The organism is Enhygromyxa salina (assembly GCF_002994635.1).
Classification (GTDB): domain Bacteria; phylum Myxococcota_A; class Polyangia; order Nannocystales; family Nannocystaceae; genus Plesiocystis; species Plesiocystis salina_B.
Window position 1 is genome coordinate 42,487 of the sequence record NZ_PVNL01000001.1, and the last position, 14,869, is coordinate 57,355.

Genomic DNA, 14,869 nt, shown 5'->3' on the forward strand with positions numbered 1-14,869 from the left:
TAGGCGAGCACGGTGGGGCAGGCTACGCTCCCACCGTGCGCGCGTACCTCGATCTGATCCAGCGGATCCTCGACCACGGCGTCGAGAAGACCGACCGCACAGGGGTCGGAACCAAGAGCATCTTCGGACACCAGCTGCGCTTCGATCTCGCCGAGGGCTTTCCGCTGGTCACGACCAAGAAGGTCCACCTGCGCTCGATCATCCACGAGCTGCTGTGGTTCCTACGCGGCGACACCAACGTCGGCTATCTCAACGAGCACAAGGTCTCGATCTGGGACGAGTGGGCCGATGAACAGGGCGAGCTCGGCCCGATCTACGGCAAGCAATGGCGCAGCTGGCCCGGGCCGGACGGCCAGACCATCGATCAGATCACCGCGCTGATCGAGCAGCTGCGCCACAACCCCGACTCCCGGCGACTGGTCGTGAGCGCGTGGAACGTCGCAGATCTGCCGCAGATGGCGCTCTCGCCGTGTCACTGTCTGTTTCAGTTCTACGTGGCCCAGGGCAAGCTCAGCTGCCAGCTGTATCAACGCAGCGCTGACGTGTTCTTGGGGGTGCCGTTCAACATCGCATCCTATGCGCTGCTGACCATGATGATCGCCGAGGTGGTCGGCTTGGCGTACGGCGACTTCGTCCACAGCTTCGGCGACGCCCACCTCTACCTCAACCACCTCGAGCAGGCGCGCGAGCAGCTGTCGCGCGAGCCTCGGCCGCTGCCGTCCATGACGTTGGCGCGCGTCCCCGAGTCGGTGTTCGAGTATCGCTACGAAGACTTCGAGCTGCGCGGCTATGATCCGCACCCGCGGATCGTCGCGCCGATCGCTGTCTAGAGCGCCTTGGCGACGTCTAGAGCGCCTTGGCGACGTCTAGAGCGCGCCTTGGCGACGTCTAGAGCGCCTTGGCGACCGCGGGGACGATCGCGTCAGCGACGATCTGCGCGCCATGCAAGGTGTAGTGGACGCCGTCTTCGGTCCGGACCCGAACTTCCTTGCCGCCGATCTTCGCGAACTCCGAGTACCCCTGCACGCCCGGCATCAGCCCGCGCGTGGACAGGTAGTGCCCGTTCGCCCGCGCGGCCATGGCTGCCTCGTAGATGCCGTTCATTCGCTTCATTCGGCCGTCGAGCTTGTTGGACTTCATCTCGGGCATGCCCATCCAGAAGATCTGCTCACCGTTTGGCGCGACGGCGTCGGCGAAGGCCTCGACGCGGGACCGGTACTCCGGCTTCCACCCCTCGTCCTCCCAGCGGGTCCACTGCGGCTTGGCGCCCTCGCCCATGAACAGGCCTTGGCCGTCGTTGCCACCGAACATGACGACGACGGCGTCGGGCGAGAAGCGCTGACAGTAGCCCTTGGCGGCCGCCGGCCAGTCATAGAAGTCGGGGCGCGCGAGGCCCGACGAGCTCTTTGCGTGACGCTGGGTGGTGAACCCGGCCTCGGCCAGGGCGGTCTCGATGTACTTGCCGAGCGCGCCGTGGATCGTGCTGCCGCCGAGGACCATGATCTTGGCGGCGCCGGCCTGGGCCCGACGGGGCAGCAGCGCGGCCGCCAGCGCGGCGCTCAGACCGATAGAGAAGCTTCGCCGACCATGGCGCACGACGTTCGACATGCCCCCGGTTATACCGAAACGGCGGCGAGCGCAAAATCTCGCGGCCAGAGCCGCACCCTCCGCGGATCAGTCAGGCCGGATAGGTCCAAGAAACTGTGTCCAATTCGACGAGCGAGAGCTTGCAGCTGCCGGAGGGGATCCGCTCCCAGCGAGCGATCCCAAACTGATTGGTGCGGCCGCGGCGGAGTGAGCCGTCGGGCAGCTCGAGCTCGTACGCGACTCCGCTCACGGGCTGCTCGTCCTCGTCCTCGACCAGGATCTCGATCCAGTCGTTGTTCTCGACGATTTCTTCGGGGGCGGCCGGCTCGTACACGGGCGCCTCGGCGTCGAGCTGGGGACGGGCGCCAACCTGGATCTCGGGACGGCTGACCACCACGAGCTCGCCCCGGTCGATCTGCCTGCGCAGCTCGACCTCGAGGATCGCGTCGCGCAGCGACGCCGCACGAAGGTTCGAGCGCGAGAGCAGGGCTCGCAGCTGGTGGGTGGGGACCTCGGCCACCGCCGCGCGCAGCAATCGACTCAGGGCCCGCGCAGACAGAGCGACCGATTGCTCGTCGCGTGATGACCGACGCCTCAGCTCATACCCGCGCAGCCTGACCCGCATCGCCGAAATCTAGCACGGCTCGGGTCGCTCGCGCGCGACCGGTTTGCAGCGCAGCGCAGCCCCGTGGGTGTGGGCGCGACCCGACGGGGGGCCGGAGCTCGAGCGCCGATTGACCGGCCCCGACGGCGGTGCGAGCATCATCGAGTTCGCGCACCATGAGGGCACTACGTTGAGCACGGGAAGTCAGCACACGGCCAAGCAAGGTGACTCGATCGAGAGTATCGCCTACGCGGCAGGACACATCTGGGAGACCGTCTGGGACGCGCCGGAGAACGCCGATCTTCGCGAGCTTCGAAAGACGCCACATGTATTGCTGCCGGGCGACGTCGTGTTCGTCCCGCCGATCGAGGTGCGGACCGAGTCGATCCCCACGGGTCAGCAACACAAGCTGCGGCGCAAGAGCGTGCCGTCGAAGCTGACGGTGCGGTTCCTGGTCGACGGCGAGCCGCGGGCCGACGCCGCGTACACGTTCGAGTGCGGCGGGGTCGAGCGGCACGGGACGACCGACGGTGACGGCTGGCTCGACGAGTCCACGCATCCGCTCGCAAGCTGGGCCGAGGTCCGCTTCTCGATCGAGGCGCCAGAGAACCCCGACCTCGAGCCCGAGCCCGCCGACGACGACGCGGAGCCCATGGACGAGGATCCCGAGCCGCCCGAAGACGACGACGGCCCGCTCGAGCAGGTCTACCGGTTCGACCTTCGCAAGATGGATCCAAGCTCGGAGCTGACCGGGGCCCAGGCCCGACTGCACCTGCTGGGCTACGGGGTCAACGGGATCGACGGCGTCCTCGATGGCCCGACCCGCGAGGCCCTCAGCGCGTTCCAGACCGATCACGAGCTCGAGGTCACCGGCGAGCTCGACGACGCAACCCAGGCCAAGCTGTCCGAGTACACCGATGGCTAGCCTGCCCGCCCCCACGCCCGAGCAGCTCGGTTGGCTGTCCCGCGAGCCCCCGCGCGACGACCAGGATCAGCCGATCATCTGGACCCTCGCGGACTGCCGGATCAACGAGGTCAAGTGGGCGCAGCCGATCATCCACGATCACTTGAGGCTCGAGCGCGTGCAGTTCACGGCCGCGCAGTGGGATCGCCCGGTGTTCCGCAATTGTCTGCTGCGCGGGGTCTCGTTCGCGCGCACGACCTTCAGCCACGCGCGCTTCGAGGGCGTGGTGTTCGAAAGCTGCAGCTTCGAGGGCTCGACCTTCGAGGTCTGCGCCCTCGACAACTGCCGGTTCAACGCCTGCGAGCTGCGGTTCACGACGATGCTGCGCACGCAGGTGCAGCGCTGCGTGTTCACTGACCTCGACGTCACCGTGCTCGAGCTGCGCGAGTGCGATCTGTCGGACTCGAAGTTCGTCACCTCCAAGCTGCACGGGCCCCGCGTCACCCGGACCACCGCGGCGACCCTCGAGCTCGAGGGTGGTGAGCTGCGCGGGGCCGACCTCACCGCCTGCACGCTCGACACGCTGCGGCTCACCAGCGTCGCGGTCGAGGGCCTGCGCGTGATCGACTGTGAGCTCGGGGCCGCCGAGCTGCACGGCGGCCGCGTCGCGGAGTTCTCGATGTCGGGGACCCAGGCCAAGCGCCTGCTCGTGCGCGGCTGCTCGGAGCTCCCCGGCCCGCGCCTGCTCGACTGTCGGATCGAGACCCTACAGCTCGAGGCCTGCCTGAACATCCCCTCGCTGCTGATCGCCGACTGCGTGCTCGGGGCCCTGATCGCGGACAACGTGGTGCTCTACGACGCCGCGTTCGAGCGGGTCGAGGTCGAAGGTCACGGCCTGATCCGGGACAGCACGGTGACCGGCGTGTTGTTCAACGCGGGTCGCTGGACGCACCTTCAGCTCACCGGTGCCAGCGTCAAGGACTATGTGGCTGTCGACGGCGCTCACTTTCAGCTGCTGTCGCTCGAACAATTGAAGGTCGACGATTCCTTGCAGCTGCGCCTCGCTGGCGACACTTACGGTGACGGCTCGATGACCTGGGGAGACGCTCGTGGCGCGTAATATTTTTAATCTGATCTGGATCGTTCCCCCATCGCCAGACCGAACCATGGCCCCGGTCCCACAGCGCAGCAGGGCGACCGTCGCGGCCCGGCAGGCGCACACCCGCGGGGTGCTGCTGTTTCCGGCGTTCATGACCCCGCTGGTGTATCTAGAGGGTCGCGAGGCGGAGCCGTGGCTCGAGCTGCTGATCGCGACCGAGCGGGACCTGACCCGCGAGATGGTCAACGACCAGCTGAAGATCAGCATGGGCCTGCGCAGCGAGAAGCCGGTCAGCGTCGCCCCGCTGTTCGCGGGCGCGGCCGGCAACATCATCGTCGAGTCCGCGGGCGAGGTCGACGACGACGGCGAAGACATCATCTCGACCCACTCGAAGTTCTCCGGGATCCTGCACCCCTCCTACGGCGAGGCGCTGCGGGCCAAGAACGTCAAGAAGGTGTTTCGCGTCAAGATTCGGGCGTCCGCGCTGCCGACCGAGTGTCCGGTCAACGAGATCAACTACTCGTTCCGCGAGCGCAAGTGGACCGAGTACGCCCGGCGCGAGGGTCGGTCGGACCGGTTCACCCGCATGGCCAGGGTCGGCAGCGAGCTCAGCGATCAGATGATCCGCGAGATGACGACCCGCCGGTTTGGGGCCGACAACAGCTCGAACCCCAACAGCCTCCCGGGCCGCGGTCGCTACGCGTTCCCGATGCACGGCAACACCGTCGACATCCACCGCATCGACCCCGAGCAGCCGATCCAGTCGTACCACCCGGTGTTCGTGCTGACCGGCGACGACGCGACCGCGTACCTCAACTTCGGTCACGTCTCGGACATCCACATCAACACCCGCTGGCAGCTGCTCGGCAAGAGCAACGCCCGGGTGATCGAGTACGGCGCCGGGCAGTACGAGGACGAGTCGCCAGAGATCGGCGGGCTGCTGGCAGAGAACAACCGCAGCTTTCACGCGGTGCTCGGTCGGGTCGCGGGCGGCGACGCCGACGTGGTCATCGTCGGCGGCGACATCATCGATCACATCCGCAACGCCTACGACCCCGACGTCGTGCTCGAGGCCAACAACACGCCGCGCGAGATCTGGGACGCGATGAACCTCGAGGGCAGCGCCTACACCCAGGCGACCTACCCCGTCGGCATTGATCTGCTCGCGTTCTACTCGTTCATCTTCGACGCGATGACGCGCCACTCCAAGCCGGTGTTTGGCATCACGGGCAACCACGACTGCTACGTCGACGCGTTTGGGATCTCGCCCCGGCTCAACGCCGAGGTCATGGCCAGCCGCACCAACGAGGGGATCCCGGCCGACCTCAACCTGACCTTCTACGAGGCGCTGCTGGCCTTTGGTCCCAGCGCTGGCTTGTTGCGCAGCCCGTCGAGCTCGTTCGACGCCGACTGGTTCGACTGGTTTCACCAGGTCCTGACCCCGTTCAACGACTGGTGGTTCAAGTTCCCGCAGCAGTCGCTGGTCGGGCTGGGCTGGGGCACCAGCGAGGATCTCATCGATCCATTTGGTGGTCAGTCCGGCGGACACCTGCCGCGCTCCGACGACGCCATCTCCGACCCGCAGCTGGCCCTGTTGCAGCAAGCGGTCAACGGACGCGCCGAGCGACGGGTCACCCTGACCTCGCACTTCACGTTCTTGAGCTACATCGAGGGCGAGCCGATGAACCCCGGCGGGGCCCGGAGCGCGCGCGGGACCTTTCGGCTCAACGCCGACTCGTGGGGTACGGAGGACTACAGCCGGTTCGAGATGGGCACATTCGAGACCAACCGCGCCACGCTCATGAACATGCTCGCGGGGCGGCAGATCCAGTGCGTGCTCACGGGTCACTCGCACCGCCGCGGCATGCACCTGCTGGGCACGCGCGCCGGCAATGAGATCCCCGCGGATCTGTACGACACCGACCCCAACAACCCCCACAACATGTGCCAGATCCCGGCGGCGCTGCCCAATGGCGAGCCCGTGATCATCGTGTCGGACTCCGGGGGGCCGTACCCTCGCTACAACCGGAACAACGAATTTTTGGGCTGGGGCTCGGACCGCCCGGGCGGCACGCTGGTCAAGTTCAGCCAGAACAGCGGCCGCCTCACGGACGTCCGAACTCTGACCGCGACCAGCCGCCGCAAGGCGCGGGGGGCCGTGGTCATGGACTACGTCGACGTCTCGGCCGAGGGCGCGTTCAACAACAACCGCATGCAGACCCAGAGGGTCCCGGCCGACGTCAACAGCGGCGCGGTCACCAGCGCCGCGCCGGTCTGGTACATCGACGCCAACCTGACCACGCAGGTGCACACGACCTGGGGCATGTACATCGAGAAGATGATCTTCGCGGGGCGCCATGCCGGGCGCTGGATCCACGTGGAGGCCACCTACAACCAGCCCCGCAACGCGTTCGAGGTCCCGGCCGCGCAGACCGACGACTTCCGCCTGTGGCTGCGCAACGTGCTGCAACCAACCCGCTATGTCTCGATCAAGATGGGCTCGCGCGACGCGTTCATCTCGGGGCGCTACGACTGGGGCAGCTTCTGGAACTTCGAGGTCCTGGCCCAGCCGATCTTCGAACACCACCGCAACGCGCTCGGCCAGACGATCCGCTACGTCTCGTATCGGATCCTCCGGCCCCAGCGCGAGATCGAGATCACCGGCCGCAACATCTCGTGGCGCGAGTCCCCGAACTTCGACTGGCGCATGGCCAACGACCCCAAGTACGCGCGCTAGAGCGCCGAGGATTTCCCCGGCCTGCTAGTCACAAACTCCCTGCGGCGAGCCGCAGTCGCCCGCCCCCGAGCAGCTGCCGCTCTCGCACTCGGCGTCGAACCGGCACGCCTCGCCCGGCAAGAGCGCACCCGGGCAGTAGGGATCCCCGCACTCGGTCGGGAGCTCGCCGCGACGCTCGAAGTGCGAGGGCAGCACGGTGACGCCTGACACGTCGACCTCGAAGCCCTGCTCGGCTGGGCCGCTGCGGGGTGCGCTGGCCCGCTCCCACATCACCACGAAGTCGTTGGCCGAGCCCCGCAGCGCCTGGGTGTCGACTCCGTGCTGGTCGAGATCATCGAGTAGGTCGCCGAGCAGGCCGACGTCGCCGAGACCGTGCTCGTCGAAGCTGCTGCCGAGCTCGGCGGCGCCTGCGATCCGCTCGTCGCGAGCTTGGCACTGGGCTTCCTCGGCGAACGAGGCCGAGCACGCGTCGGGTCCGAAGCGCGGGCGGGTCTGCTGAATGAAGCCGTTGAAGTCGGAGCCCAGCCCAATCGCGACGCCGAGCCCCTTGCGCCCAAACTCGTAGGCCTGCGCGAACGAGCGCGACGAGCCATGGCAGGTGTTGGTGACCCCCGCGCCCTCGTAGGTGTTGACCTCCTCGTGAGCCGTGCGCAGGCCGACCATGCCGCCGGTCTCGCGGACCATGCTCATGATCCAGGCCGGGCTGGTCTTCTCTTCCTTGGACTTGGCGGGCAGCATGATCTCGCGGAAGTGCGCGTGCGACAGGTACAGCGGGTAGTAGTCGTGCTCGACCGAGAGATCGTAGACGTCGCGGGTCAGCGCCTCGGACATATGGGCCATGTCGATCAACATGCCGCGGTCGATCATCTCCGAGACCAGCGCGTGGCCCTCGTCGGTCAGGCCCTTGACGTTGCGACAGCTGGCGTCGACGTCGAAGCCCAAGGTCACGCTCGCTGTCGTGATCCCGCAGTCGGTGTCGATGTGGCAGCTCTCCTCGAACTGCGCGATGTGAAAGATGCCGTTGTGCGGCGCGGCCCCACCGAACCGGTTGTCGAGCTGATGGACGATCTGCAGGGTCCGGACGCCGAGCTCGTAGACCTCGTCGAGCTGCGCGAGCCAGTCGCCCTCGCCGAAGATGTGCGACGCCTCGATGCTCAAGACCAGCGCGAGCTTGTCCTCGCTGACGATCCGCCGGGCATCTGCGGCGCTCAGGGCGATCTCGACCCAGTCGTTGGCGGCCGCGAAGTCGTTGGCCATCTGCAGCTGCACGCGGACGTCGTCCATCTCGTCGCACTGCGGCCGCGTCACGTTACCGGCTGGAAGCGCCCGGCACAGCCAATCCAGGGTCACCGCCGACATCACCGAGATCCGCAGGCCCGAGTCGTAGGCCTCGTGTAGCCAGCCCTCCCACGACTGCTGGTGGGCGATCACGTCCCAGCGCGGCCAAGCCTCGAGCTCGGGCCAGCCGTCGGTGCGGTCGAGGTGGATGCCCGTGTCGCCTGCGCTGCCTGGGATGCTGGCGAGCAACTCCGAGATCCCCAGCCCACCGAGGGTCAGCACCGCCTGCAGCAGCGGGACCTGAGACGCCGCCTCCTGCAGCTGGGCGTCGTCGCAGTTGACGAACAAGGTGGTCAGCTCGTCACGCAGCCGGGCGTGATCACCCGGCTCGCCGCCGTCACACAGCGACAGCGCGACCTCGGCTGCGCCGGTGGCCTGACCGTGCAGCCAGCCGCCACCGAATGCCTCTTCGGCGAACATGTGCAGGTGCAGATCGGCGTAGCCCTCGAGCACGGGCAAGGGCTCACCGGTGTCGCCCGACTCCGCCGTCTCGGCGGTCTCGGCGGTCTGGCTCTCGCTCGCGCCGACGGTGTCCGTTGGCGCCGGGTCGGGCGTGCAGGCGGTCAGCGAGACCCCGAGCAGCGCGACGAGCGACGTGGGGACCAGTGGCGAGACTTGGGCGGGGGGCACCATCGCCGCCAGTCTACACGCGGGGCCGCCCAGCGCAGCACCCGCCCGTCGCGGGCGCACCCACGCTCGACGACGCTGAGCGGCGCGCAACCGGGACACACGCAGGGCCGGGCCTGGGCCGCGTTTGGCAGGCATGCTCCGGCCATGCGCATCTCCCTGATCGCCGCGGCCTCCGACAACGACGTGATCGGCCGCGACAACGATCTGCCGTGGCACCTGCCCGACGACTTTCGCCACTTCAAGCGCACGACCAAGGGCCACCACGTGATCATGGGCCGGCGCACCTGGGAGTCACAGGGTCAAAAGCCGCTGCCGCACCGGACCAACATCGTGGTCAGCTCGCGCCGCGACTACGAGACCCCCGGCGCGATCCTGGTCCACTCGCTGGACGAGGGGCTCGAGCGCGCGCGGGCGGCCAACGAGGACGAGGTGTTCGTGATCGGCGGGACCCGGCTCTACGCGGAGGCGCTCGGCGTCGCCGACCGCATCTATCTGACCCGCGTCCACACGAAGCTCGAGGGTGACGCCCACTTCCCGCGCTATGACCCCGCGCAGTGGCGAGAGCTCAGCCGCGACGTCCACGAGGCCGACCCCCGCCACGCCCACGCGTTCACGATCCTCACGCTCGAGCGCCGCTGATCGGGCGGGGAGCTCCCGCGACCCCGGTTGGTCACGGCACTGAACACGGAGCCCGTACGATCGACGCGCGGCCAGTTTTTAGCGTCGCGCGAACCTGCGCGATATGTGTGGCTGTGAATCAGCGGTGGACGAATCGACGCGATGTTGCAGCACCCCTACGTAGATAAGCACTATGTCCCCCACGTACGGCGGGCGCGGGCCAGCGCCCACGCGCACCCGAGCTTGCGCGCGCTGCTGTCCGACGAGCTCGACGCGACCGCGCAGCTGGGCTTCTTGATCGAATTCAGCGCGCTCGGGGTTCGGCTGCTGCGACCGGTCGAAGACTCGCTCGCGCGCGGCGCCTCGGTCTGCCTGGCGCTCGGTCTCGACGCGCTCGGTGAGGAGCTGCGCCGACTCGGCGGGCAGGCGGCCCAGCGACGGCTGCTGCTGATCGACGATCTGGTCCAGCTCGCGCAGCTGTGGCGCGAGCAAGTCACCAGCTCGGGGCAGCGCTTGGATCTGGCCGCGCTCGTGCGCCGGGCACCGCCCGCGAACGCCCGCCACCACGCGCAGGTCCGCGGGGCCGCGTGGGCCGGCGAGCTCCCGCTCGCGTCGCTTGGCGTCGAGCTCGAGCTCGGACAGTTCGCGGTCAGCGTGGGGCCGAAGCTGATCCGGGCGTGTGAGCGCAAGCTCGGTGCCCAGGTCTTCGTGGGCTTGAGCTACCTCCAGGCTCGCACCGATCACGCGGCGCTGGGGGCCGACGGCCTGCTCGAGCGGCTCGACGATCTGCTGCGGGCGGTGCCAGAGCTCGGCGAGTCGATCGCAAGCGCGGGGGCCGAAGCCCTCAGCGCCCACGTCGAGGTGCTCGGCGCCTGCATCAGCCGCGGCCGGCATCTGATCGAGAACGACGCGCTGGAAGCTCTTGGCCCGACCTTCGATCACGGTGCGACCGCGGTCGCGCACACCTACATGGAATAGGCGTAGCGAGTCGCGCGCGAGCGTGATAGCAATGAAAGTCTATGCGTCGACTTGAATTGCTACCCATCGTCTCGGCCGCGCTGGCTGTGAGCACCGCGTGTGCGCAACCCAATCCCGCGTTCAATGATTGTGAGCCGCCAGCCCAGTGCGAGGACGACGAGTCCGGCGACGCGACGCTGACCCACGGCGACGGCGACGGCGACGGCGACGATGACCCCGACACGGGCGACGCTGACACGGGCCGAAACGACACGGGCAGCACCGCGCCCGAGACCGGCGATGGCGATGGCGACGGTGACCCCAACGCGCTGCCGACCTGCCCGGACACCGTGGAGGTCGTGATTCCGATCGCCCAGGACACCTTCCTCGACGCGACCTATGCCGACGGTGGCAGCAATGGCTGCGTCATCGACTGGAACTACGACGTCGACATGCCCTACCCGCCGGTCGAGTCGCCATGTCAGGGCCTGGATTTCGGCGCGGTCCCGATGCACTGGGCCTGCGGCCACAACGGCGATGGTTCGTGCTCCAGCACCTATTTGGGCCAATTCGCGGTCAACGGCTGGGCCGATCAGGCGCCGGTCGTCAAAGACGCCTACTTCGAGGTCACCGCCAAGATCGAGAATCTCGAGCCCGCGCTCGTGTCGATCTACGAGCTCGACGTCGATCCCGCTGAGTACCACAGCTGCGGCGCGTGGTCAGCCGGCCAAGGCTACGGCGCCGAGCCGGAAGAGTGCGTCACAACCTTCTTGCACGCGGCCGCCCCCAACCTCTGGACCAACGTAGGCGCGGCGGCGATCGATCCCCACCAAAAGCCCACGATCGCGGCCGGCAACGCGCCGATCAGCCCCGAGTACGCGTACCACGACATCGCGCTCCCGGTCTCCAAGGCGCTGGTCCAAGCCTGGCTCACGGGCGAGCAGGATCATCCGGGCGTGCTGCTGACGTCCGAGGCGTGGTTGCCGACAGAGTTCAACCTGCTCGCGCAGGGCTCGATGGCGCCGCCCAGGTTGGTCACGAAGCTGTGCACCGACGCGCCCTGATCGAGGGGCGGGGACATGCGCGGCTTGGTCGTGCACGCGCGGACGCGTTACGATGAGCGCGCTGCATGAGCACCCTCGACCAATTCGAGAGCGCGTTTCGGTCGGCGAGCAAGGACACGTTTACCTGGGCTCCGCCGACCATTCGCAAGATCATGGTCGTGACCGACCTCGACGCGGACGCCTCGGCGCGGTTCCAGGCCGAGCTCGAGCGGTTCCTGATCGGCGTGGTCGACCCCGGCCAGGGCGCCGACGCGGCCCCGCAGTGGCGCCTGGTGATCGGTGACGACTACGCGCTGATCAGCGAGCTCCACCGGCTCGTCGAAGACTGGGCGCCAGACCTGGTCTGCACCTACCGCAACCTGCACAGCTCGGCGTGGACGCTGGAGTTCTCGCTCGGTGAATTTGTCGACGTGCTCACCCAGGCCACGCCAGCGCCGATCCTGCTCGCCCCGCACCCCAAGCTGCTCAACGCGGCCGCCCACGCCCTGCGCAACACCGACGTGGTCATGGCCATGACCGACCACCTCACCGGCTCCGAGCGGCTGATCAACTTCGCCGCGGCGATGACCCAGGCCAAGGGCGAGCTGTGGCTCACCCACGTCGAAGACGAGCTCGCGTTCACGCGGCTCATGGAGGCGATCAGCAAGATCCCACAGATCGAGACCGACGTGGCTCGCACGCTGATCCGCGCCAAGCTGCTCGCGCAGCCAACCGACTATGTCGACGCCTGCCGGGCGGTGATCGCCACGCACCGCCCGGGCCTCGACGTTCGCCCGCTGATCGTCATGGGCCAGCACCTGTCGACCTACCGTCAGCTGGTCCGGGATCACGAGGTCGACCTGCTGGTCATGGACACCAAAGATGACGATCAGCTGGCCATGCACGGCATGGCCTACCCGATCGCCGTCGAGCTCCGCGACATCCCGCTGCTCTTGCTGTGAACCCTGCCATGCCCCCGATTCAGCTCCTGCTCGCGTCGACAGCCCCGGCCAGCGAGACCCACGAGGTCCCGCTCACGATCACGCTCGTGTTCACCGGCCTGCTGGTCGGCATGATCCTGTGCCTCGCGTTCGAAGAGAAGATCCACGCCAAGAAGTCGCTGATCGCAGGCGTGTTCGCGGTCGTGTCGCTGTTGCTCGGGACCGCCGTGCACATCTTGCCATTTGGCCCGGTGATCGTCGGCGGCCACGAGATCGCCATGCCGATCTACATTCCAGCGATCGACTGGGGCGTGATCGCTATCATCTTGGGCTCGAGCCTGTTCATCGACGTCACCAGCAAGTCCGGCCTGTTCACGTGGATCGCTATCAAGCTGACCAAGGCCTCCAAGGGCGAGCCTCGCCGGCTGCTGTGGCTGTACGGCCTGATGACCGTGGTGTTCTCGGCGGTGCTCAACAACGTCACCGCCATGCTGATCGTCGGCTCGCTGACCGGCGTGAGTCTCAAGAAGCTCGGCCGCGAGCAATACCTGCTCGGGTTCTTGCTCGTCGAGGGCCTGCTCACCAACATCGGCGGCCTGCTCACGCTGATCTCCTCGGTGCCCAACATCATCGTGGGCACCGCGGCGGGCATCAGCTTCATCGAATTCTTCTACAAGGCCAGCCCCTACGTGATCGTGGCGACCGTGGTGACGGTCGCGATGGGCGTGCGCTTGTTCAAAATCGAGGCGCTGCCCGACGACGCCGCCCGCGAGCAGGCCGCGCTGCAGGTCGAGAGCTTCGACGAGAACGACGGCATCGAGTCGCCCGGGTTCTTCTGGTTCGGGACCGCGATGACGGGGTTGTTCGTGCTGGTCATTGCGACCACCTCGGTGCTGCCCTGGGTCAGCGAGCTGGGCATGGGTTTCGTCGCGCTCGGCTTCGCGGTGATCATGCTGCTGCGCTACAAGAGCAGCGTCGATCAATTTTACAAGGGCCTCGACTGGGACCTGCTCGGGTTCTTCGCGGCGCTGTTCGTGGTCATCAACGTGATGGAGCACGCCCAAGTCCTCGCGCTGATCGGCACCGGCCTCGCGTGGATGATCGGCCTGGGCGAGACGGCCGGGACCGGGCTGGTGTTGGTGAGCGCGTCGGCGTTCTCCTCGGTCACCGACAACATCCCGCTGGCGGCGATGTTGGCCAAGATCCTCGGGAACATGGGCACCCCCAGCACCGATCCAAAGTGGTGGTCGGTCGTGTTTGGGGCCAACCTGGGCGGCAACCTCACGCCGATCGGATCGGCCTCGACGCTGGTCGCGGTCACGATCATCCACCGCTACAAGTTGGACCTCAGCTTCGCGGGCTTCGTGGTCAAGGCCCTGCCCTATGCGCTGATCCAGATCGCGCTCGCGGTCGCCTATGTGCTGTTGGTGCTGGCCTGATTAGCTACGGGGTCGGGACCCGCTCGACCGCCTCCAACACGCCGCGCAGTTGATCGACAATGGGCGTGAACGCGGGGTCCAGGGCCCGCCCGTCTTCGAGCTTGGTCAGCATCGCCCGCACGCACTCCCAACGTCCGTCTGCGGCGCACGAGCGACCGATCTCCAGCGCCGCGCGGGTCTCACATTGTTGGCTGAAGTCGTCGTCGAGCCCGCGGGTGTCCTCCGCGATTCGAGCGAGCGCGGGTCCGTCGTGGTCGGTCCAGGCATCTTCGGCGATGAACCGCGCGCGCTCGAGCAAGCGGCGACGGGCGAGCGCCTGCTTGTCTGGATCCGTCCACGCGCGGTGCAAGACGAGGGTCGTCGCAACCTTCAACGAGGCGTCGCCAGCCTGGGCCAGGCGGTGGTCGTCGGCCTGATCGGCCTGTTTGCGGGCGAGCTGCTCGCCGTCGCGCTTGCCCTGGGCGAGGAGCAGCTCGTGCAGCTCGGCCGCGCCCTCGGACGCACGATCGTCAGCGTCGAGCGCGTCAAACTCGGCCTGGGCGCGGACGAAGTCGCCGGCCGCGGCGGCGACCCGAACGCCGTCGAGGCTCGGCGCCGGGTAGAACCAACACACCGCGATCTGAACGCAACACCCAAGCACGACGATCCCCGGCAAGAGCACAGCCAGCGGGCGCCGCCGAGACCGGTCGAGCAACGGAACGAGCGCGAGGAACAGCGCGACCGCGGACACGCCCAGTCCCAGCAAGATTGCGTCGTAGCTCGCGTAGTCGGCATACCACTCGCCGCGGTCTTCGTAGCGCGACAGCAGCCACCAGCCGACGATCAGCCAGCCCAGCGCGGCGGCGGCCGCAAACTTGGCCGCGCGGCTCAGCATGGAGCTCAGCGCGTCGGTCAGCGCGTCGGTCAGCATCGGGCGCGAGACTAGCAGGCCGACTGGACCTGGAGCTGCAGGGCAAGCGCTGACTTTCGGCG

The 14,869-nt window shown here is 67.8% G+C and carries 13 protein-coding genes; 9 read left to right on the forward strand and 4 right to left on the reverse strand.

Going from position 1 to position 14,869, the window contains the following annotated elements:
• The first annotated feature begins 35 nt into the window (after positions 1-35).
• A complete protein-coding gene (locus ENSA7_RS00180; RefSeq protein ID WP_106087147.1) occupies positions 36-830 on the forward strand; it encodes a thymidylate synthase in 795 nt (264 codons plus the stop codon).
• A gap of 58 nt (positions 831-888) precedes the next feature.
• Here the strand turns inward: ENSA7_RS00180 and ENSA7_RS00185 are convergent, their stop codons facing one another.
• A complete protein-coding gene (locus tag ENSA7_RS00185; RefSeq protein ID WP_106087148.1) occupies positions 889-1,608 on the reverse strand; it encodes an SGNH/GDSL hydrolase family protein in 720 nt (239 codons plus the stop codon).
• A gap of 70 nt (positions 1,609-1,678) precedes the next feature.
• The gene (locus tag ENSA7_RS00190; RefSeq protein WP_146157151.1) at positions 1,679-2,212 is read right to left on the reverse strand and encodes a hypothetical protein; all 534 of its coding nucleotides are present in this window, start codon (positions 2,210-2,212) and stop codon (positions 1,679-1,681) included.
• 67 nt (positions 2,213-2,279) lie between these two features.
• Here ENSA7_RS00190 and ENSA7_RS00195 point away from each other — a divergent pair, with 67 nt between their 5' ends.
• The 3 genes from ENSA7_RS00195 to ENSA7_RS00205 are packed head-to-tail and all read left to right on the forward strand — an operon-like array spanning position 2,280 to position 6,931.
• Positions 2,280-3,116, forward strand: a complete 837-nt coding sequence (locus ENSA7_RS00195; RefSeq protein WP_146157152.1) for a peptidoglycan-binding domain-containing protein — start codon at positions 2,280-2,282, stop codon at positions 3,114-3,116.
• Entirely contained in the window at positions 3,109-4,215 is a 1,107-nt protein-coding gene (locus ENSA7_RS00200; RefSeq protein WP_181232814.1) for a pentapeptide repeat-containing protein, read from the forward strand. The genes ENSA7_RS00195 and ENSA7_RS00200 overlap by 8 nt, the downstream gene beginning before the upstream one ends.
• A 46-nt stretch (positions 4,216-4,261) precedes the next feature.
• Positions 4,262-6,931, forward strand: a complete 2,670-nt coding sequence (locus ENSA7_RS00205; RefSeq protein ID WP_106087152.1) for a metallophosphoesterase — start codon at positions 4,262-4,264, stop codon at positions 6,929-6,931.
• A gap of 24 nt (positions 6,932-6,955) precedes the next feature.
• Here ENSA7_RS00205 and ENSA7_RS00210 read toward each other — a convergent pair whose 3' ends face one another.
• A complete protein-coding gene (locus tag ENSA7_RS00210; RefSeq protein WP_106087153.1) occupies positions 6,956-8,902 on the reverse strand; it encodes a membrane dipeptidase in 1,947 nt (648 codons plus the stop codon).
• Between the two features lie 141 nt (positions 8,903-9,043).
• Here ENSA7_RS00210 and ENSA7_RS00215 point away from each other — a divergent pair, with 141 nt between their 5' ends.
• The 5 genes from ENSA7_RS00215 to ENSA7_RS00235 all read left to right on the forward strand — a co-directional run bounded on the left by ENSA7_RS00215 (position 9,044) and on the right by ENSA7_RS00235 (position 13,897).
• Entirely contained in the window at positions 9,044-9,538 is a 495-nt protein-coding gene (locus ENSA7_RS00215) for a dihydrofolate reductase (protein ID WP_106087154.1), read from the forward strand.
• Between the two features lie 141 nt (positions 9,539-9,679).
• Positions 9,680-10,495, forward strand: a complete 816-nt coding sequence (locus tag ENSA7_RS00220) for a hypothetical protein (protein WP_106087155.1) — start codon at positions 9,680-9,682, stop codon at positions 10,493-10,495.
• 41 nt (positions 10,496-10,536) lie between these two features.
• Positions 10,537-11,538, forward strand: coding sequence for a hypothetical protein (locus ENSA7_RS00225; RefSeq protein ID WP_146157153.1), 1,002 nt, complete (start codon positions 10,537-10,539; stop codon positions 11,536-11,538).
• Between the two features lie 65 nt (positions 11,539-11,603).
• Entirely contained in the window at positions 11,604-12,479 is an 876-nt protein-coding gene (locus tag ENSA7_RS00230) for a hypothetical protein (RefSeq protein ID WP_106087157.1), read from the forward strand.
• An 8-nt stretch (positions 12,480-12,487) separates the two neighbouring features.
• Complete coding sequence (locus tag ENSA7_RS00235) at positions 12,488-13,897, forward strand: ArsB/NhaD family transporter (RefSeq protein WP_146157154.1); 1,410 nt, start codon at positions 12,488-12,490, stop codon at positions 13,895-13,897.
• A gap of 4 nt (positions 13,898-13,901) precedes the next feature.
• Here ENSA7_RS00235 and ENSA7_RS00240 read toward each other — a convergent pair whose 3' ends face one another.
• The gene (locus ENSA7_RS00240) at positions 13,902-14,807 is read right to left on the reverse strand and encodes a hypothetical protein (protein ID WP_106087159.1); all 906 of its coding nucleotides are present in this window, start codon (positions 14,805-14,807) and stop codon (positions 13,902-13,904) included.
• Positions 14,808-14,869: the final 62 nt, after the last annotated feature.

Excerpts from the sequence above, each read along its gene's own strand:
- ENSA7_RS00235 (WP_146157154.1), top strand. The coding sequence starts at position 12,488 with ATGCCCCCGATTCAGCTCCTGCTCGCGTCGACAGCCCCGGCCAGCGAG.
- ENSA7_RS00215 (WP_106087154.1), top strand. The coding sequence starts at position 9,044 with ATGCGCATCTCCCTGATCGCCGCGGCCTCCGACAACGACGTGATCGGC.
- ENSA7_RS00210 (WP_106087153.1), bottom strand. The coding sequence starts at position 8,902 with ATGGTGCCCCCCGCCCAAGTCTCGCCACTGGTCCCCACGTCGCTCGTC.
- ENSA7_RS00205 (WP_106087152.1), top strand. The coding sequence starts at position 4,262 with ATGGCCCCGGTCCCACAGCGCAGCAGGGCGACCGTCGCGGCCCGGCAG.
- ENSA7_RS00220 (WP_106087155.1), top strand. The coding sequence starts at position 9,680 with ATGTTGCAGCACCCCTACGTAGATAAGCACTATGTCCCCCACGTACGG.
- ENSA7_RS00230 (WP_106087157.1), top strand. The coding sequence starts at position 11,604 with ATGAGCACCCTCGACCAATTCGAGAGCGCGTTTCGGTCGGCGAGCAAG.
- ENSA7_RS00200 (WP_181232814.1), top strand. The coding sequence starts at position 3,109 with ATGGCTAGCCTGCCCGCCCCCACGCCCGAGCAGCTCGGTTGGCTGTCC.
- ENSA7_RS00240 (WP_106087159.1), bottom strand. The coding sequence starts at position 14,807 with ATGCTGACCGACGCGCTGACCGACGCGCTGAGCTCCATGCTGAGCCGC.
- ENSA7_RS00185 (WP_106087148.1), bottom strand. The coding sequence starts at position 1,608 with ATGTCGAACGTCGTGCGCCATGGTCGGCGAAGCTTCTCTATCGGTCTG.
- ENSA7_RS00225 (WP_146157153.1), top strand. The coding sequence starts at position 10,537 with ATGCGTCGACTTGAATTGCTACCCATCGTCTCGGCCGCGCTGGCTGTG.
- ENSA7_RS00190 (WP_146157151.1), bottom strand. The coding sequence starts at position 2,212 with ATGCGGGTCAGGCTGCGCGGGTATGAGCTGAGGCGTCGGTCATCACGC.